This window comes from Enterobacter sp. BRE11, from assembly GCF_031844285.1.
Lineage (GTDB): Bacteria > Pseudomonadota > Gammaproteobacteria > Enterobacterales > Enterobacteriaceae > Pantoea.
On the sequence record NZ_JAUZUX010000008.1, the window covers coordinates 12,193 to 30,405 of the forward strand.

Annotated in this window: 16 protein-coding genes and 1 pseudogene; 4 read left to right on the forward strand and 13 right to left on the reverse strand. The window is 59.4% G+C overall.

What is annotated here, in order from left to right; genetic code table 11:
* Positions 1-60: 60 nt before the first annotated feature.
* The 9 genes from tatC to udp form a co-directional block, all read right to left on the reverse strand.
* The gene (gene tatC / locus Q9R34_RS09795; RefSeq protein WP_434126533.1) at positions 61-825 is read right to left on the reverse strand and encodes a Sec-independent protein translocase subunit TatC; all 765 of its coding nucleotides are present in this window, start codon (positions 823-825) and stop codon (positions 61-63) included.
* A gap of 2 nt (positions 826-827) precedes the next feature.
* A complete protein-coding gene (gene tatB / locus Q9R34_RS09800; protein ID WP_485893337.1) occupies positions 828-1,370 on the reverse strand; it encodes a Sec-independent protein translocase protein TatB in 543 nt (180 codons plus the stop codon).
* Positions 1,371-1,373: 3 nt separating this feature from the next.
* The gene (gene tatA / locus Q9R34_RS09805) at positions 1,374-1,628 is read right to left on the reverse strand and encodes a Sec-independent protein translocase subunit TatA (protein ID WP_033754649.1); all 255 of its coding nucleotides are present in this window, start codon (positions 1,626-1,628) and stop codon (positions 1,374-1,376) included.
* 113 nt (positions 1,629-1,741) lie between these two features.
* Entirely contained in the window at positions 1,742-3,379 is a 1,638-nt protein-coding gene (gene ubiB / locus Q9R34_RS09810; protein ID WP_434126537.1) for a ubiquinone biosynthesis regulatory protein kinase UbiB, read from the reverse strand.
* Positions 3,376-3,981, reverse strand: coding sequence for a ubiquinone biosynthesis protein UbiJ (gene ubiJ, locus Q9R34_RS09815; RefSeq protein ID WP_485893340.1), 606 nt, complete (start codon positions 3,979-3,981; stop codon positions 3,376-3,378). The genes ubiB and ubiJ overlap by 4 nt, the downstream gene beginning before the upstream one ends.
* Positions 3,982-3,993: 12 nt before the next feature.
* Positions 3,994-4,752, reverse strand: coding sequence for a bifunctional demethylmenaquinone methyltransferase/2-methoxy-6-polyprenyl-1,4-benzoquinol methylase UbiE (gene ubiE / locus Q9R34_RS09820; RefSeq protein WP_103797471.1), 759 nt, complete (start codon positions 4,750-4,752; stop codon positions 3,994-3,996).
* 75 nt (positions 4,753-4,827) lie between these two features.
* Complete coding sequence (gene rmuC, locus Q9R34_RS09825) at positions 4,828-6,327, reverse strand: DNA recombination protein RmuC (protein WP_434126542.1); 1,500 nt, start codon at positions 6,325-6,327, stop codon at positions 4,828-4,830.
* 96 nt (positions 6,328-6,423) lie between these two features.
* On the reverse strand, positions 6,424-7,692 hold the full coding sequence (locus Q9R34_RS09830) for a tetratricopeptide repeat protein (protein WP_485893343.1): 1,269 nt from the start codon (positions 7,690-7,692) through the stop codon (positions 6,424-6,426).
* 63 nt (positions 7,693-7,755) lie between these two features.
* Positions 7,756-8,511 (reverse strand): uridine phosphorylase, encoded by a 756-nt coding sequence (udp, locus tag Q9R34_RS09835; protein ID WP_485893345.1) that lies wholly within the window; start codon positions 8,509-8,511, stop codon positions 7,756-7,758.
* A gap of 301 nt (positions 8,512-8,812) precedes the next feature.
* Here udp and Q9R34_RS09840 point away from each other — a divergent pair, with 301 nt between their 5' ends.
* On the forward strand, positions 8,813-9,640 hold the full coding sequence (locus Q9R34_RS09840) for a dienelactone hydrolase family protein (protein ID WP_485893347.1): 828 nt from the start codon (positions 8,813-8,815) through the stop codon (positions 9,638-9,640).
* 55 nt (positions 9,641-9,695) lie between these two features.
* Here Q9R34_RS09840 and metE read toward each other — a convergent pair whose 3' ends face one another.
* A complete protein-coding gene (metE, locus tag Q9R34_RS09845; protein WP_485893349.1) occupies positions 9,696-11,972 on the reverse strand; it encodes a 5-methyltetrahydropteroyltriglutamate--homocysteine S-methyltransferase in 2,277 nt (758 codons plus the stop codon).
* A 142-nt stretch (positions 11,973-12,114) separates the two neighbouring features.
* Between metE and metR the strand changes: the two genes are divergently transcribed.
* The gene (metR, locus tag Q9R34_RS09850) at positions 12,115-13,041 is read left to right on the forward strand and encodes an HTH-type transcriptional regulator MetR (RefSeq protein ID WP_485893351.1); all 927 of its coding nucleotides are present in this window, start codon (positions 12,115-12,117) and stop codon (positions 13,039-13,041) included.
* 56 nt (positions 13,042-13,097) lie between these two features.
* Positions 13,098-13,556 (forward strand): annotated as a pseudogene (locus tag Q9R34_RS09855) (YehS family protein); the annotation flags it as partial.
* 210 nt (positions 13,557-13,766) lie between these two features.
* Here Q9R34_RS09855 and Q9R34_RS09860 read toward each other — a convergent pair.
* Positions 13,767-14,621 (reverse strand): carboxylate/amino acid/amine transporter, encoded by an 855-nt coding sequence (locus Q9R34_RS09860; RefSeq protein WP_434126554.1) that lies wholly within the window; start codon positions 14,619-14,621, stop codon positions 13,767-13,769.
* A gap of 316 nt (positions 14,622-14,937) precedes the next feature.
* Here Q9R34_RS09860 and glpT point away from each other — a divergent pair, with 316 nt between their 5' ends.
* Positions 14,938-16,281 carry a glycerol-3-phosphate transporter gene (gene glpT / locus Q9R34_RS09865; protein ID WP_485893353.1) on the forward strand — a complete coding sequence of 448 codons (1,344 nt, stop codon included), beginning with the start codon at positions 14,938-14,940 and terminating at the stop codon, positions 16,279-16,281.
* 33 nt (positions 16,282-16,314) lie between these two features.
* Here glpT and yigL read toward each other — a convergent pair whose 3' ends face one another.
* Together yigL and pldB are read right to left on the reverse strand one after the other, a co-directional pair.
* Positions 16,315-17,115 carry a sugar/pyridoxal phosphate phosphatase YigL gene (gene yigL / locus Q9R34_RS09870; protein ID WP_485893355.1) on the reverse strand — a complete coding sequence of 267 codons (801 nt, stop codon included), beginning with the start codon at positions 17,113-17,115 and terminating at the stop codon, positions 16,315-16,317.
* 51 nt (positions 17,116-17,166) lie between these two features.
* Complete coding sequence (gene pldB / locus Q9R34_RS09875; RefSeq protein WP_434126560.1) at positions 17,167-18,150, reverse strand: lysophospholipase L2; 984 nt, start codon at positions 18,148-18,150, stop codon at positions 17,167-17,169.
* Between the last annotated feature and the right edge of the window lie 63 nt (positions 18,151-18,213).

Genomic DNA, 18,213 nt, shown 5'->3' on the forward strand with positions numbered 1-18,213 from the left:
AGATGGGCGGTTCGGTAACAGGGTCTACCCGCCAGGCGCGGGAAAGATACTGATAACGGGTCAGGAATCGGTATGCTGTTCCTGTTCCTCTTCCTGTGCCCGCCGTCCCTTCCCGACGTAGTAACGGGAAAAGAATACGCCGACTTCAAACAGGCAGTACATCGGAATAGCGAGCAAAGTTTGCGAGAAAACGTCCGGCGGTGTGAGCAGCATCCCAACAACGAACGCGCCGACCAGAATATAGGGGCGTTTCTTTTTCAAATCTTCCGGCGTAGTGATACCGGTCCAGCAGAGCAGCACGATCGCCACCGGCACCTCGAACGCCACGCCGAATGCCATAAACAGCGTCATGACGAAATCGAGGTAGTTGGTGATGTCGGTCGCGATGGTCACGCCCTGCGGCGCGGTTTTGGCGAAGAAGCCGAACGCCAGCGGAAAGACGATGAAGTAAGCGAAGGCGACGCCGACGTAAAACAGCAGGGTGCTGGAGAAGAGCAGCGGCATCACCAGCCTGCGTTCATGCCGGTAGAGCGCTGGCGCAACAAAAGCCCATACCTGATAGAGGATCACCGGCACCGCGAGAAACACCGACACGATGATGGTGAGCTTAATCGGCGTGAAAAACGGAGAGGCAACGTCGGTCGCGATCATGCTGGCGCCGGCCGGCATCTGGCTGATCAGCGGCGAAGCGACCAGGTGATAGATGTCGTTGGCGAAATAGATCAGCGCCATGAAAATCGCAAACACCGCGACGATGCAGTACAGCAGACGCTTACGCAGCTCAATTAAGTGGCTGATAAGCGGTTGGGTATCTTCAACGGCCATGGTTATCGTTCATCACTTGCAGAAGAGGTTGTTGTCGGACTGCGCGGCGCAGCCGGCGTCGAATTAACAACCGCCGCCTGCGGGTTCACATCGGTTTTAGCGGCTTCAGCGGCCTCCGTTGCCGCTTCCGGCGTCTGTGCCGGCGCGCTGGCCTGAGTATGGGCCGTCGCTGGCGTTACGGATTCTGCCGCGCGTTGCTGAGGGGCATGGATGGTATTGGCTTCATCCTCGGCTTTTTCGATGTCGATGCTCTGCTGAACCGAACGCTTCATCGAATCGGCAGTCTTGCGCAGCTCTTCCATCGACTCTTTCAGCTCCGGCGACATGGCGCCGCGGCTCGCCTCTTCCACCTTTTTCAGGCTATCCTGCAGCTCCTGCAGTTTCAGCTCCTGCGCCAGCTCGTGCTGCACGTTGGCGGCCAGCGAGCGCATCGCACGAATCCAGCCTACTACGGTTTTTACCGCAACCGGCAGTCGCTGCGGGCCGAGAACAATTAGCCCGATCACGAACACCAGTACCAGTTCACTAAAACCAATGTCGAACACGGTTTACACCTGCTTGTCGTTTTTGACGTCTTCTTTGTTAGCCGAAGTTTGCTGTTTGTCCGCCAGCGTTTTGGCATTGAAATCAGCGTCCTGCTGGTTTGGATGATCCTTTTTCTCATCCTCATCGCTCATGGCTTTTTTAAAGCCCTTGATAGAGGAACCGATATCGGAACCCAGATTTTTTAACTTATTGGTGCCAAACAGGAGTACAACGATGACGGCAATAATTAATAATTGCCAGATACTGATACCGCCCATGAGATAGTGCCTCTGATGTTGCGAGAAAATTAAGAAGAGTAATGTCAGCCAAAAGCCCTGATGACGCCGGGCTTAAGGCTGCGACATTACCGCGATTCAGGCGTGGCTGACAATTAGTTTGTCTTGCGCCAGCCGATTAGCCAGGCAACGAAACCCGCCGCCATTAACAAAGCCGGAAAGAAATCCCAGTCCGGGCGGCTCAGTAATACGGCCGTACCGCTGAGCAGCAGGGTGGCGCCGACGCCGAACAGATAGCGCGCTTTATGATGTTGCGTCCGCTGGGCGTGCATATCCTTGCTCAGCTTATCGACGCTGTGCTGCAAAAGTTTATGATGCCGCATGCTTTCATAAAACAGTTCTGGCAGTTCCGGCAGCTTCTCCGCCCAGAAAGGCGCTTTTTCTTTTACTGCGCGCAGGATTGCCGGCAGACCAATCTGGTCCTTAATCCACTCTTCCAGGAATGGCTTGGCGGTTTTCCACAGGTCGAGCTGCGGATAGAGCTGGCGGCCGATGCCTTCGACATAGAGCAGCGTTTTTTGCAGCAGCACCAGCTGCGGCTGCACTTCCATATTGAAGCGGCGCGCGGTACTGAAGAGGTTAAGCAGCACGTGGCCGAAAGAGATTTCCGCCAGCGGCTTTTCGAAAATGGGTTCGCACACGGTGCGAATAGCGAACTCAAAGTCTTCGACGTTGGTATCGGGCGGCACCCAGCCTGAATCGACGTGCAGCTCCGCCACTTTGCGGTAGTCCCGGTTGAAGAAGGCGATAAAGTTTTCCGCCAGATAGCGCTTATCCTCTTTGTTCAGCGAGCCGACGATGCCGCAGTCGATACCGATATATTGCGGATCTTCCGGATGGTCGTAGCTGACGAAGATATTGCCGGGATGCATATCGGCATGGAAGAAGCTGTCACGGAATACCTGCGTAAAGAAGACCTGCACGCCGCGCTCGGCCAGCAGCTTCATGTTGACGCCGTGCTGCTCCAGCGTGGCCACGTCAGAGATGGGAATGCCGTAAATGCGCTCCATCACCAGCATGGTTTCGCTGCAGTAGTCCGAATAGACTTCCGGCACGTAGAGCATGGGGCTATCTTCGAAGTTACGGCGCAGCTGAATGGCGTTGGCCGCTTCGCGCAGCAGATTCAGCTCGTCGATCAGGGTCTTCTCGTAGTCGCGCACCACTTCCATGGGACGCAGACGACGTCCGTCCGGCAGCAGCCGCGCCACCAGGCGTGCCAGGCGATAGATCAGCTTCATGTCCGCACGGATCACCGGCAGGATGTCCGGGCGAATCACCTTGATTACGACCTTCTTGCCGGTGGATTTCAGCGTGGCGGTGTGCACCTGCGCAATGGATGCCGAGGCCAGCGGTTTGATATCGAAATCATCGAACCAGGTTTCTACCGGGCCGCCGATCGATTTTTCAATCTGCTCTTTGGCCTTTACGCCGTCGAAGGGCGCCACGCGATCCTGCAGGATAGCGAGCTGATCGGCGATCACGGGCGGAAAAAGGTCGCGACGCGTGGAGAGCATCTGGCCGAACTTAATCCAGACCGGACCGAGCTGCTCCATTGCCAGGCGCATACGCACGCCGATCTCTTCATCTTTATGACGGTTAGGCAGCCAGAAAATCGTGCGGCGCCACAGGCGCAGCGGAATGGTAAGGCGCATGCGGGGGATCAGTTCATCAAGACCGTAGGTCAAAAAGATCCTGATGATGAAATATAAACGGCGAATCTCTCCAAACGTCATTTCGCCTCCAGCTGCGCTAAACGCGCCGTGAGCGCATCAAGCGAACGTTCCATCGCGTCTACCTCCTCAGAAAACCACGCCAGTTCCAGCGCGCCCGGCGCGACGCGCCACTCTTCGGTTAACGCCTGTCCCAGATAATCCTGACGGCGCGCGACCTCGCCGCGTAACAGCCGCAGGGCGCGCTGCGCCGCCTGGCTGACGCCCTGCGCGGCGATATCGCCAATCCAGGGCGCGAGATATTCGGCCGGGTCCAGCTCGGCCAGATCGATGAGGGCGGAAAAGCGCTGCACCACCTGCAGATCGCCTTCGACCTGCAGCTCGCCGCTGCGGATCAGGCTGGTCAGCTGCTGTCGATCGCGCAGCTTCGGCAGGGTTTTCAGCTGCGTAATCACGGTGCAGTCGCTGCTGTCCTGCCAGTCGCTCAGCACGTCAAGCTGCTGTTCGCTGAAGACCAGCACCAGCGGATGGGAGAGCTCCTCAAGACGTAGCGTCAGCACCTGTCCTGCCAGGCGCTGACGTGCGGCTTTCAGGCCGCGATCGCGATAGAGCATGCGGTTTAGCGCGGTCTCAAGACCGGCGGTAATCAAGGGCGTCAAGCGCATCACCATATCCGGTTAAAACTTAAATCCACGATGCAGCGCGACGATGCCGCCGGTCATGTTGGAATAAGTGGTGTTCTCGAATCCGGCGTCGTTCATCATCGCCTTCAGGGTCTCCTGGTCGGGATGCATGCGGATCGACTCTGCCAGATAGCGGTAGCTTTCGGCGTCCTGCGCCACCAGCTGACCGACGCGCGGCAGAATATGGAACGAATAGGCGTCGTAGGCTTTGCTGAGAGGATCGAGCACCGGTTTAGAGAACTCCAGCACCAGCAGGCGTCCGCCTGGCTTAAGCACGCGGAACATTGACGCCAGCGCCTTCTCTTTATCCGTCACGTTACGCAGGCCGAAAGAGATGGTGATGCAGTCGAAATAGTTATCCGGGAAGGGCAGCGCTTCGGCATTGGCCTGCACATAGCTGACGTTGCCGACTACGCCGAGATTGCGCAGCTTGTCGCGGCCCATTTTCAGCATGGAGCTGTTGATGTCCGCCAGCACCACCTGGCCGGTGTCGCCGACCAGACGGGAAAACTTCGCCGTCAAATCGCCGGTGCCGCCTGCCAGATCGAGCACGCGCTGACCGCGACGCACGCCGCTGCTGTCGATGGTAAAACGCTTCCAGATGCGATGGATGCCAAAGGACATCAGATCGTTCATCAGGTCATATTTCGCCGCTACGGAGTGAAACACGTCCGCGACTTTGTCAGCTTTTTCGCTTTTGGCGACCGTCTGAAAGCCAAAATGGGTAGTTTCCTGCTGTGATTCATCTGCCATCGGTTTTACCTGTTCCACAAACAATACTTCCCGAAGTGTATCAGAGTCAGGGTAGTCAGGCACGCAACGACCCGCTTATTCGTGGAGCCGCCTCACACGCGTCTCCAGGCTTTCAGCAACGTCGTCTGGCGCCTCATGGTCATCCCATGCCTTTTCCGGCATCGCCTGCTCGACTAACTGCGGATTGATTGAGCGTTTAACTTCAACGCCCAGGGATTTAAACGCCTCGCTCTGCGCGATCAGGTTGCCGCGCCCTTCCGCCAGCTTTTTCATCGCCTCGCGGTAGCTGTTGTGCGCCTTATCCAGATTATGGCCGATGCCGCTCATATCATCGACGAACAGTCGCATCTTGTCGTAAAGCCGCGCCGCGCGATCGGCGATGCGCTGCGCGTTGCGGCTCTGATGCTCATAGCGCCACAGGTTGTTAATGGTGCGCAGCGCCACCAGCAGCGTTGTCGGGCTCACCAGCATAATGTTCTGCTGCAGCGCCTCGCTGATCAGCTCTGGCTGACGATCGATCGCCAGTAGAAAGGCTGGCTCGACCGGAATGAACATCAACACATAATCGAGCGAGCGTAAACCGGCCAGTTGTTGATAATCTTTACGGCCCAGCAGCCGAATATGGCTGCGCACAGCGGCGACATGCTCCTGAAGCGCCTGCTCGCGCGTCACTTCATCTTCCGCGTTGAAGTAGCGCTCATAGGCCACCAGCGTCATCTTGGCGTCAACCACCACATCTTTGCCCTGCGGCAGCCGCACGATCACATCCGGTTGCATTCTGCCCTGCTGTTCCGACTGCAAACTGACCTGCGTCTGATACTCATGGCCTTCGCGCAGGCCTGACGCTTCCAGCACGCGGCTCAGCACCACTTCGCCCCAGTTGCCCTGAATCTTGTTGTCGCCTTTCAGCGCCCTGGTGAGGTTGATCGCCTCCTGCGCCATCTGCGCATTCAGCTGCTGCAGCTGGCGGATTTCGTGCGCCAGCGTGTGACGCTCACGCGCCTCCTGGCCGAAGCTGTCATGCACCTGGCGGCGAAACCCGTCCAGCTGTTCGCGCAGCGGGCCGATCAGGCTGTTCAGGCTCTGGCGGTTCTGCTCGTCGACGCGGCGGCCGCTGTTTTCGAAGATGCGGTTGGCAAGATTTTCGAACTGCGCGCTGAGGCGCTGCTCGCTGCTGGTGAGCAGGCGCTGCTTCTCTTCGGCGGCGAAGCGCGTCTCTTCAAGGCGGATGGTTACCTCGCGCAGCTCGGCCTCCTGCGCGCTGTTGACCTCTAGCTGGTTACGCAGCTCGCGGTTAAGCTGTTCGCATTCGCCGCGCCAGTAGTCGAGCTGTTGCAGCCGCTCCTGCGCGCCGCTCAGCGCGCCGTGCAGCTGGCGCAGCTCCTGTTCACGCTGCTGCAGCTGTTGCTGGAGCTGTTCAAGCTGCTGCTGCTGACGCTGCTGCGCCTCCTGCTGCAAACGCCGCTCGGTGGCAAAGCTGGCGGCCTGATGGCCAGCGCGCAGCTGCGCCAGCATCCAGCCGATACCCAGTCCGGCGAGCGCCAGACAGGCGCTAATAATAATCTGCTGATCCATGGTTCCCTCGCGACGCGCATTGCTCGGGAAAAGGTAAAGTCGGCCTGTATGAATGTCCAGACTATTTTCGGGCGGTTTTCACCCCCACGGCAGGCGCTATAGCGCTTTGACCTGCAGCTCGCCCGCTTTCCATGCGTCGGTAAGGAAAAAGGGCATCGGCATCAGCCATTCATCCCCTTTTACCCGCGCCGGATAGACAAAGACGTTGCCGCCCCAGGTGAACGCCACGAACTGCGTCTCTCCCTCTTTCACCGTCGCCTTGCCCGCCATGCTGGCAAAGCCGGCGTTGCTGCCAACGTGGAATTTCTCCATGCGCCAGCGCACCGGCGCGTGCGGCGGCCAGGGCTGAGCCTGATGAAAACGGAAAATCTCATCGTGGCTCAGCAGGCTTTCGCGCACCGTCGGCCACAGCGCCGCCTTCAGGAAATATTGATCGGTAAAGCGCGCGCTGCCGCTGTAGCGGGCGATAAAGTCGCGCATCGCCTGTGCCATCTTGCTGAAGACGCCGTTACAGCCGCCCCACATGCCCGCCAGCAGCAGCTCGGTATGGGAAAAGTAGTCGCGCATATGGTGGAACCAGTACGGCGAGGCGAGCCAGGCGTCGACCGCCGCCGCTTCGCGCTCCGACAGCAGCGAGTCGGCGTCACGGATAATAAAGCGTTTGACGCCGGGATCGTCCATCACCAGAAAACGCCACATCGTCGGGTAGATCGCCTTTTCCTGCGACATATCGACCAGGTCCACGTGCGGCTGATTGAGACGCTGCCACACATGCTGCGGCACGCTCTGATCGAGATAAATGCGGCAGCGCCAGCCGGGATAGAATTGCTGCGCGACCTCGACGTTTTTAATCAGCGTTTCGCAGTAGCGCGGCTGACCGCCATAGAGGCTGAAGGCGATCGCGTTCTGTTCGGGTTTCGTCAGGTCGATCGGTTCCGGCCGCGCCGCCGGGAAGGGGTAACGCTGCCCCTGGCGAAAACGCGCGTCTGCGCCGTTCAGCGCTTCCAGGCCATATTTCGCCAGCGCCTCTCGCTTGCCCATCCAGCCGCACAGCTCCGCCAGCCCGTCCAGCCAGGTTTCCGAAGCGGTGGCGCGCACCGCAGGCGGCGCCTGATAGATTTTCTGATAGACGCGGTAAGATTTGCTGTAGTGGCCAAGCCGCATCAAGCAGAGCGCATAGTCGCTCAGTACCTGCATCTGATTTGGCATGATGCGCAGCACCTCTTCGCAGCAGCTGGCGGCGGCGGCGTAATCCTGCTGCGCCATATGCTGGCGAAAGCGGGCGGCGGCATTTTCAAGGCGCGCCTGCATGGCGGCGGGAGAAGCAGTTAAGGCGGATTTGTGTCGTGGCGGCGTGTGGCGCATCGGGCAATCCTCGCTTTTGCTGTAAAGAGCAACGGCAGCGCGCAGAAGCGCTGCCTGAAAGCGTTATAACAAACGGCGCGCCGCTTCGACCACAATTTTTACCGCATCGCTCTCGGTCTGCTTCATGGCGGCCGCATCCGGGATCTCTTTCTGGGTACGATTGACGATGACGCCCGCCACCATGCCCGCGCGCAGCCCCTGGCTGGCGCACATCGTCAGCAGCGTCGCAGATTCCATCTCATAGTTAAGCACGCCCATCTGCTGCCACTCCTTCATTGAGCCCTGGAAGCGGCTGGCCACGCGGCCGGAGAAGGTGTCGTAACGCTCCTGGCCCGGATAGAAGGTGTCGGACGACGCGGTTACGCCGATATGGGTGGTCGCGCCGCTCGCTTCTGCCGCCGCGACCAGCGCGGTGGTGCAGGCAAAATCCGCTACGGCGGGGAATTCCAGCGGCGCGAAGTGCTGGCTGGCACCGTCGAGGCGCACCGCGCCGGTAGTCACCAGCACGTCGCCGACGTTAATGTGCGGCTGAATAGCACCGGTGGTGCCGACGCGCAGGAAGGTGCGCACGCCAAGCTGCGCCAGCTCCTCTACTGCGATAGAGGTTGACGGGCCGCCGATACCGGTGGAGCAGACTACCACTGGCTTACCGTCCAGCTTCGCCAGCCAGGAAGTGAACTCCCGGTGCGACGCCAGCGGCTGGGCATCCGCCATCAGTCCGGCAATTTTCTTTACGCGCTCCGGATCGCCGGGAACGATTGCCAGGGTCGCGCCCTGCAGATCGGCTTTGGTCAGGCCAAGGTGGAAAACGTCAGACATAGCAAACTCCTGAACAGGGAAGTGAAGCGCGCCACCTACGTCAGCGCAGCGCAAATTTGTGTGATAACAGTCACTATCAAAAATGAAAGTTACATTTTACATAGAAAGCAATGAGATCTGAGTCACATAACCAAGCCATTCAGAACGCCATTGCTACAAGCTGTGTGCGTCGGGCTTCGCAGCAATGTTAAAGAGAAGAGTGTTTTTGCTTGCTCCCTACTCTGTACCCGGTCTCTGGTCCAGGCGTCATCTGGCCAGGCTATAGTTACGTGATTGCGCTACTGCCAGCACGGAGAAAAAAATGAAAACCGAAGACAATATGGCACAAAAATCATCGACGGGCGGCTTTGCACCTGCAGTCCAGCCGACCGCCTCAACCACGATTCACACCGACAGCCCGGATATCCAGGCAGGCGAAACCTCAGTGCCGAGCCAGGGCGAAAATATGCCCGCTTACTACGCCAGACCGAAAGAGACGAACGGTCCGCTGCCGGTAGTGCTGGTGGTGCAGGAGATCTTTGGCGTGCACGAGCATATCCGTGATATCTGCCGTCGGCTGGCGCTGGAGGGCTATCTGGCCGTGGCGCCGGAACTCTATTTCCGCGAAGGCGATCCGAACGATTATAACGATATCCCCACCCTGTTCAGCGAGCTGGTCAGCAAAGTGCCGGACAGCCAGGTGCTCTCCGATCTCGACCATGCCGCCAACTGGGCCGGCCGCAACGGCGGCGATATTCGCCGCATGGGCATTACCGGCTTCTGCTGGGGCGGTCGCATCAGCTGGCTTTATGCCGCGCACAATCCGCAGCTGCGCGCTGCCGTCGCCTGGTATGGTCGCCTCATCGGCGAGAAAACCATGAAGCAGCAGAAGCATCCGATCGATATCGCCGTGGATCTCGGCGCGCCGGTGCTGGGCCTCTACGGCGGCCAGGACGATGGCATTCCGCTCGAGAGCGTGGAGCAGATGCGTCAGGCGCTGCACGCCGCTAACGCCAAAGCGGAGATCGTCGTCTATCCCGATGCGGGCCACGCCTTCAACGCCGACTATCGTCCGAGCTATCACGCCGAATCGGCGCAGGATGGCTGGGCGCGCATGCTGACGTGGTTTAAGCAGTTCGGCGTCGCCTGATGACGCACGCAATAAAAAAGGGGCGCCGCAGCGCCCCATCCTCAGCAGCAACACCTTACACTCCGGCGTTTTCGCCGCGCAGTCTCTTCGCCGCCTCGACCATGTTCGCCAGCGCCTGACGGGTTTCCGTCCAGCCGCGCGTTTTCAGGCCGCAATCTGGGTTGACCCACAGACGCGCTTCCGGGATGCACTGCGCGGCTTTACGCAGCAGATTCTCCATCCACTCGACGCTCGGCACGTTCGGCGAATGAATATCGTAAACGCCGGGGCCGATTTCGTTCGGATACTCAAATACTTTAAAGGCTTCCAGCAGATCCATATCGGAACGCGAGGTTTCGATAGTGATGACGTCGGCATCCAGCGCCGCGATGGACGCCATGATGTCGTTGAATTCGCAATAACACATATGGGTGTGGATCTGGGTGTCGTCTTTCGCCACCGCGGCGTTAAGGCGGAAGGCGTCTACCGCCCATGCCAGGTAGGCGGCCCAGTCAGACTGGTGCAGCGGCAGGCCTTCGCGCAGCGCCGGCTCGTCAATCTGGATAATGCCGATGCCCGCCGCTTCGAGATCGGCGACCTCGTCGCGCAGCGCCAGCGCGATTTGCTTCGCAATGGTTTCACGCGACACGTCTTCGCGCGGGAAGGACCAGCAGAGAATGGTTACCGGGCCGGTCAGCATTCCTTTTACCGGCTTGCTGGTCAGCGACTGCGCATAGGTCGCCCACTCCACGGTAATCGGCCGCGGACGGCTGACGTCGCCGATAATCACCGGCGGCTTGACGCAGCGCGAGCCGTAACTCTGTACCCAGCCGTTCTGGGTGAAGACGAACCCCTCCAGGTTCTCGCCGAAATACTCCACCATATCGTTACGCTCCGCTTCACCGTGCACCAGCACGTCGAGGCCCAGACGCTCCTGTTCGACGATCGCCTGTTTGATATGCTGCGCGATGCCGGTGCGGTAGCTGCTACCGTCGATATTGCCTTTTTTGAAGTCGAGGCGTAGCCCGCGGATCTCAGTGGTCTGGGGAAAGGAGCCGATGGTAGTGGTGGGCCAGGCGGGCAGATTAAAGCGGCTGCGCTGGGCACGGGCGCGGACGGCGTAAGCGCTGGCGCGCGCGGTATCCTGCGCGGAGATCGCCGCCAGACGCCTGCCGACCGCCGCGTTGTGGACGCGGCTGGAGTGGGCGCGATGGCGAATGGGCGCGCTCCAGGCCTCCAGCGAGGCCGCGTCGTTATGGTTGAGCGCGTCGCTCAGCAGCTTTAGTTCGCTGCATTTCTGCAGCGCGAAGGCGAACCAGCTTTTGACTTCATCGTCGAGGCGGGTCTCTGCATTCAGATCGATCGGGCTGTGCAGCAGCGAACATGAGGTGCCGATCCACAGCCGTTCACGCTGGCCGACCAGCGGCTGTAGGCGTTCGAACCAGCGGCTCAGGTCGGCGCGCCAGACGTTGCGGCCGTTGATAACGCCCAGCGACAGCAGCCACGTCGCCGGCAGCTGCTGGTTTAGCTGCGCAAGGTCGTCGCGACCGTGCACCAGATCGACATGCAGCCCCTGCACCGGCAGCGCGCGAATGACCTCAAGGTTCTGCCCGATGCTGTCGAAATAGGTGGTCAGCAGCAGCTTCACGTTGCCCTGCAGCGCCTGGTAAGCGGGCCTGAACGCTTCGCGCCACGCCTGCGGCAGCTCCAGCGACAGCGCCGGCTCGTCAATCTGCACCCACTCGACGTCGCGCTTTTTCAGCTCGGCCAGCAGCTGCTGGTAAACCGGCAGAAGATCATTCAGCAGCGACAGGCGATCGAACGGCTCGCCTTTAACTTTGCCGAGCCAGATATAGGTCACCGGGCCGAGCAGCACCGGCTTCACCTTGTGGCCCAGCGCCAGCGCCTCGTCCACTTCGTCCAGCAGCTGGGTCCAGGCGAGCCTGAACAGCTGGCCTTTTGTGAACTCCGGCACGATATAGTGATAGTTGGTGTTAAACCATTTAGTCATCTCGGCGGCGGCGGCAGGTTCGCCGGTGGGTGCCCGGCCGCGCGCAATGCGAAACAGCGTATTGAGGTCAATAGACCCGTCTTTATTCTGATGGCGCGCCGGAACGTTGCCCAGCATCAGGCTGGTGGTCAGCACATGATCGTACCAGGCAAAATCGCCTACCGGCAGCAGATCCACGCCCGCCTCTTTCTGCTGCTGCCAGTGGCGGGCGCGCAGTTCGCGTCCGGTCGCCAGCAGCTCTTGCTGGGTCGCCTTGCCCGCCCAGTAGCTCTCCTGCGCTTTTTTCAGTTCGCGACGCAGGCCGACGCGGGGAAAGCCAAGGCTGTGGTTCAGAATGGTCATACGCTGTTCTCCCGATAGGTTCTCTTTGGCTCAGTCTGGCAGCCAAAGATGTTTAGCCGTCCAGATGTTTACACCGCTATATTCTGCGGGTAGTGTATGTTGCTCAAGCGCAAATTGTTCAATCTCCATGTGAAGGACGCTCATGATCGAACTTAAGCACCTGCGGACGCTTCAGGCTCTGCGTAATACTGGCTCGCTGGCCGCTGCCGCCGCGCAGCTTCATCAGACGCAATCGGCGTTGTCGCATCAGTTCAGCGATCTCGAGCAGCGGCTGGGATTCCGCCTGTTCGTGCGCAAAAGCCAGCCGCTGCGCTTCACGCCGCAGGGTGAAATTCTGCTGCAGCTGGCGGAGCTGGTGCTACCGCAAATTCAGCAGGCGCTGCAGGCGTGCCACGAGCCTTATCAGGCGACGCTGCGCATCGCCATTGAGTGCCACAGCTGCATTCAATGGCTGACGCCGGCGCTGGACAACTTTCGCCAGAGCTGGCCGCAGGTAGTCATGGATTTTAAATCGGGCGTGACCTTCGATCCGCAGCCTGCGCTGCAGCAGGGCGAACTGGACGTGGTGCTGACCTCCGATATCCTGCCGCGCAGCGGCCTGCACTACACGCCGATGTTCGACTTCGAAGTGCGCCTGGTGCTGGCGCCCGATCATCCGCTGGCGCAGGTCGAGCACATTACCCCCGAGGACCTGGCGCAGGAGGTGTTGATGATCTATCCGGTGCAGCGCCAGCGGCTCGATATCTGGCGGCACTTTCTTCAGCCGGCAGGCGTCAGCCCGGCCCTCAAGAGCGTCGACAATACGCTGCTGCTGATTCAGATGGTGGCGGCGCGCATGGGCATCGCCGCGCTGCCGCACTGGGTCGTAGAGAGTTTTGAAAAGCAGGGATTAATCGTGACGAAAACTCTGGGCGAAGGGCTGTGGAGCCGCCTTTATGCTGCCGTGCGCGATGGCGAGCAGCGTCAGCCGGTGCTGGAAGCCTTTACCCGCTTTGCGCGGCAGCACGCCTGCGAACACCTGCCGTTCGTGCGCGATGCGGCGATTCCTGGCGCGATTTTGCAACGCTGAGCCGCAAATTCCCCTATAATGCGCAGCCTGTTAAACGACCATGAGAAAATCTCACCATGACCAATAACGATATTTTGCGCAGCGTGCGCTTTATGCTGAATTTAAGCGATGCCAAAGTGGTAGAGATTTTCGCACTCACCGACTGTGAAGTTGCGCTGAGCGACGTGCAGGCCTGGCTGAAAAAAGAGGATGACGCCGCGTTTAAACCGCTGCCGGACGTGCTGATGGGCTATTTTCTCAACGGCCTGATTTTCTTCCGTCGCGGCAAAAGCGAAGAGATGCCAGCGCCCTCAATCGAACGCCGCATGAACAACAACATTTTTATGAAAAAACTGCGTATCGCGTTCGATCTGAAAACCACCGATATTCCGGCCGTGCTGGAAAAGGCGAACTTTACGGTTTCTCAGGCGGAAATTGGCGCCATTTTCCGCAAGCCGGATCATAAAAACTATCGCGAATGCGGCGATCAGATTATGCGTAACTTCTTAAAGGGCCTGACCCTGACGCTGCGCCCGACACAGCCGGTAAAAACCAGTCCGACGCAGGCGGTGAAAAGCGCGCCGTCTCAGGCCACTAAACCCCGTCCGACGCAGCCGGTAAAATCCTCCCCCTCGAAAACGGCGAAACCGCGCCCGACCCAGCCGCCAAAAGCAGGAAAATAGCTCCGCCGTTTCGCGCACAATGACCGTCAGGGCGATCGTCACTGCCCTGACGGATGGGACGCCTCAGCGACGGCGTATTACCCAGCGCTTATGCACATATAGCGAGGCGAAAATTACCAGCGCGCCAGCGATAAAGCTGGGCCAGTGCGGCTTCTGCTGCCAGATTGCCAGGTTCACCAGCAGCCCCGCCGGAACATGCATATTGTTCATAATGCCCAGCGTGCCCGCATCCACCTGCGTGGCGCCGTAGTTCCACATAAAGTAGCCCAGCCCCGACGCCGCCACGCCCAGCCAGACCAGAATGCCCCACTGCAGCGAGGTGGTCGGCAGTTTCGCGGGGTTGCCCCACAGGCACCAGGCGATAATCGCAATCAGCACTGCACCAAGGTAAAACCAGGAAAAAGCGGTGTGCTGCGGCATCGGCCGGGTTTCCTGCAGCCGTTTATAGCCCACCATGCCTATGGCAAAACAGATATTTGCCAGCTGCACCAGCAGCAGGCCGAACCAGAAATGATCGCTAACCTTGTCGTAGCGAATAATGGCCGCGCCCGCGACTGCCAGCAGCGCGCTGAAGGCGTAGCCGATACGCAGCGGACGCTTGCTGATCAGATCATAAATCAGGGTAACGTAGAGCGGCGTCATGACGGTAAACAGCAGGAACTCGGAAACGCTAAGGTAGAGATAGGCTTCGAAGCTAATCAGGTACATGATGCCGAGCTGCAGCATCCCCACCAGCATATAGAGCAGCAACGTCGACGGGCGATAGCCACGCCAGCGCAGAAAAGGCAAAAACACCAGCGCCGCCAGCGCCAGACGCATCAATACCGAGAACCAGGAATCCACCTGCCCCGCCAGATATTCTCCAATCAGGCTGAAGGAAAACGCCCAAAGAATAGTGGTAACGATCAGTAACAGCACAGCTTCGATCCTGCAAAAAGAGAGAGGCCGCTAGTGTAATCAATGTACTTTTCCTGCGCGGCCCTTTCTGGTTGACAAGCGGGCATAAAAACACCGATTGACGCATTTCGCCGCTGCGCAATTCACGATTTATGCGCGATTATCGCTATTTTGTGAATTTCACCCTACGTGACTGTCATAAAAGTGTAACAAATGTGTCAACTATCACAGCCAGCATGCGCGAAAAGCACCATGATAAACGCGAAAAGGAACATGGCGGCGACCTCTGGGATGCGTCGTCCCTTTCCATAATGACAACGTGCCTGGGAGGGCAATTATGCTGAGCATCTTTAAACCCGCGCCGCATCGGCCACAGGTGGCGGAAGATCAGGTTGATCCTTTATACCGCCGCCTGCGCTGGCAGATCTTCTTCGGGATCTTTTTCGGCTACGCCGCCTACTATCTGGTACGCAAAAACTTCGCGCTGGCGATGCCCTATCTGGTCGAGCAGGGCTTTTCGCGCGGCGACCTCGGTTTTGCGCTTTCCGGTATCTCGATTGCGTACGGCTTCTCAAAATTTATTATGGGTTCGGTTTCGGATCGCTCGAATCCGCGCGTGTTTCTGCCTGCCGGACTGATCCTCGCCGCCGCGGTGATGCTGTTTATGGGCTTCGTCCCCTTGGCGACCTCCAGCATTATGGTGATGTTCGCGCTGCTGTTTGCCTGCGGCTGGTTCCAGGGTATGGGCTGGCCGCCCTGCGGGCGCACCATGGTGCACTGGTGGTCGCAGAAAGAGCGCGGCGGCATCGTTTCGGTATGGAACTGCGCGCATAACGTCGGCGGCGGCCTGCCGCCGCTGCTCTTCCTGCTCGGCATGGCCTGGTTCAACGACTGGAAAGCGGCGCTCTATATGCCCGCTTTCGCCGCCATCGCCGTGGCGCTGATCGCCTTCGCGCTGATGCGCGATACGCCGCAGTCCTGCGGATTGCCGCCCATTGAGGCGTATAAAAATGATTATCCGCCAGACTACAGCGCCACGCATGAAGAGGAGCTGACGGCGAAACAGATCTTCACCCAGTATGTGCTGCCCAACAAGCTGCTGTGGTATATCGCGCTGGCGAACGTCTTCGTCTACCTGCTGCGCTACGGCATTCTCGACTGGTCGCCCACCTACCTGAAAGAGGTGAAGCACTTTACGCTGGATAAATCCTCCTGGGCCTACTTCCTGTACGAATATGCTGGCATCCCCGGCACGCTGCTGTGCGGCTGGATGTCGGACAAGGTGTTCAAGGGGAATCGCGGCGCGACCGGCGTCTTCTTTATGACGCTGGTAACCATCGCCACGATAATCTACTGGTTTAATCCGGCCGGCAATCCGGGCGTGGATATGGCCTGTATGATTATCATCGGCTTTCTGATTTATGGTCCGGTGATGCTGATCGGCCTGCACGCGCTGGAGCTGGCGCCGAAAAAAGCGGCGGGCACCGCCGCAGGCTTTACCGGCCTGTTCGGCTATCTTGGCGGCTCGGTCGCGGCCAGCGCCATCGTCGGCTATACCGTCGATTTCTTCGGCTGGAACGGCGGTTTCCTGGTAATGGTGGTGGGTTGCGTGCTGGCGGTGATCCTGCTGCTGTTGACCATGATTAACGAACGCAAGCACAAGCAGCAGCTGGCGTCATAAACAAAGAGGCCGGCATCGCGCCGGCCTCTTGCGTCAGGATAAAAACAGCGTGCGCAGCGTATGCGGCACGGCATCATCCGCATTGCTGCCGATCACTTCCAGGTCCGGCAGCGTATCCTTCAACCGCTGGTGGGCGTTACGCATAATGCAGCCCTTGCCCGCCATGCTCAGCATCTCTACGTCGTTCATGCCGTCGCCGAAGGCGATGCACGCCTTGAGCGAGTGCCCCAGCTGTTTCGCCACCGCTTCCAGCGCATGCCCCTTCGACACCCCGCCCGCCATCACCTCCAGACAGGTCGGCAGCGAAAAGCTGACGTTCACGCGATCGCCCCAGCGCGCCTGCAGCGCCAGTTCGAGCGGGATCAGCGCCTCGGGATCGTCGCTGGTGAAAAAGACCTTGCTGATATTGTCGCCCGGCAGCATGCCTGGCTCATACACCTGATAAGTGAATACCGACTCGCGGAAATAGTCCTGCTCCGCCGGATGGGTGCGGCTCATAAACCATTCATCGTCGCGATAGACGTGCGTCAGGATGGCGGGATTGGCGTAGTGCAGCTCATAAAGCTCCAGCGCGATATCTTCGTCGAGGTTGTGGCTGAACACCAGCTCACCCTCGGCGTTGTGCACGCGCGCGCCGTTGGAGGTGATCATATAGGCGGGAATGCCCAGCTTGTCGCGCATCTGCCCCACGTCGATGTAATGACGGCCAGTGGCGAAAACAAAGTGGATATCGCGCGCCACCAGCTGTTGCAGAATATCGTGGGCGTAAGGCGTTAACCGATGTTCAGGAGAGAGCAGCGTGCCATCCAGATCGAATGCGACGATTTGAAACATGAAAACCTCAGGTATTGTTATAGGCCGTAGCCGGTAAGATAACTTTTCGAATCAGGGATGCGCCTCGAAGAAATCGACCAGCGCATTCAGCGCTTCGGCGCGCATGGCATCTTTTTCAAACAGAATTTCGTGGCGCGCCTCTTTGATGACGCGCGTTTCGCAGGGATGGCCCGCCTGCGCCATCGCCGCGCAAAAAAGATCCTGCGAACGGTTGTCCACCACGCGATCCTCGCCCGCCTGCAGCAGCAAAAGCGGCGTGGTAATGGTACTGGCCAGGCTCAGAATATTGCGCCCGGCGTGAATGCCTTCGCGCACCCAGTGATAGGTGGGGCCGCCGACGCGGATGGCGGGATCGTCAGCGTAAAAACGCAGGCTGCGCCGATAGCGCTCCGCGCTGTGCGTCAGGCGGTTGATGCCGAACGGATGCGCGCGCCAGCGTCCGGTGCCGAGCGCATAGCCATCGCGGATCGCCGGGCGCTTCTCCGCCCAGTCAAGAATACGGTCAGCCAGGAAAGAGGGCATCGGCAGCGCGATGCCGAACATCGGCGCCACCAGCGTCACGGCATGAAACGCCTGCGGCTGGCGCGCCAGAAACAGCGTCAGGATGGCGCCGCCCATCGAATGCGCCAGCGCGTAGCGGTGCTGGTAGTGGCCGCCGACAATCTCTTTCAGATAGAGCGTCTCTAAGTCGTCGACGTAGTGCGTGAACTCTACCACATGGCCGCGGTGAGTATCCTGCAGCAGCCGATCGGACCGTCCTTGCCCGCGATGGTCAAGGATCACGACGTCAAAGCCGCAGTGAAACAGGTCGTACGCCAGTTCCGGGTATTTGACGTAGCTTTCAATGCGCCCGGGCACGATAAGAATAACGCGCTTATGTTGCGGCGCGGTGAAGCGCACATAGCGCAGAGTGACGTTTTCCACGCCGACGAATTCACGCTCTTCGCGCCGGTGCCAGAAGTCGAGCAGCGGACCGTGCGCAAAGGCAGCAAAGGCTTTTTCCCGATTGAGCCAGCTCGCTTTATGTCGTTCCATCTCTCCCCCTGCAGACGCGCGATAAGCCTGTTGCGAGCCGCGCATGCGGCCCGTAGCGTCACG

Bases quoted from the DNA above. Each gene is read 5' to 3' on its own strand.
- yigL (WP_485893355.1), bottom strand. From the start codon at position 17,115: ATGTTTCAAATCGTCGCATTCGATCTGGATGGCACGCTGCTCTCTCCT.
- Q9R34_RS09840 (WP_485893347.1), top strand. From the start codon at position 8,813: ATGAAAACCGAAGACAATATGGCACAAAAATCATCGACGGGCGGCTTT.
- metE (WP_485893349.1), bottom strand. From the start codon at position 11,972: ATGACCATTCTGAACCACAGCCTTGGCTTTCCCCGCGTCGGCCTGCGT.
- ubiJ (WP_485893340.1), bottom strand. From the start codon at position 3,981: ATGCGCTTGACGCCCTTGATTACCGCCGGTCTTGAGACCGCGCTAAAC.
- Q9R34_RS09830 (WP_485893343.1), bottom strand. From the start codon at position 7,692: ATGCGCCACACGCCGCCACGACACAAATCCGCCTTAACTGCTTCTCCC.
- pldB (WP_434126560.1), bottom strand. From the start codon at position 18,150: ATGGAACGACATAAAGCGAGCTGGCTCAATCGGGAAAAAGCCTTTGCT.
- glpT (WP_485893353.1), top strand. From the start codon at position 14,938: ATGCTGAGCATCTTTAAACCCGCGCCGCATCGGCCACAGGTGGCGGAA.
- metR (WP_485893351.1), top strand. From the start codon at position 12,115: ATGATCGAACTTAAGCACCTGCGGACGCTTCAGGCTCTGCGTAATACT.
- udp (WP_485893345.1), bottom strand. From the start codon at position 8,511: ATGTCTGACGTTTTCCACCTTGGCCTGACCAAAGCCGATCTGCAGGGC.
- rmuC (WP_434126542.1), bottom strand. From the start codon at position 6,327: ATGGATCAGCAGATTATTATTAGCGCCTGTCTGGCGCTCGCCGGACTG.
- ubiE (WP_103797471.1), bottom strand. From the start codon at position 4,752: ATGGCAGATGAATCACAGCAGGAAACTACCCATTTTGGCTTTCAGACG.
- ubiB (WP_434126537.1), bottom strand. From the start codon at position 3,379: ATGACGTTTGGAGAGATTCGCCGTTTATATTTCATCATCAGGATCTTT.
- tatC (WP_434126533.1), bottom strand. From the start codon at position 825: ATGGCCGTTGAAGATACCCAACCGCTTATCAGCCACTTAATTGAGCTG.
- tatA (WP_033754649.1), bottom strand. From the start codon at position 1,628: ATGGGCGGTATCAGTATCTGGCAATTATTAATTATTGCCGTCATCGTT.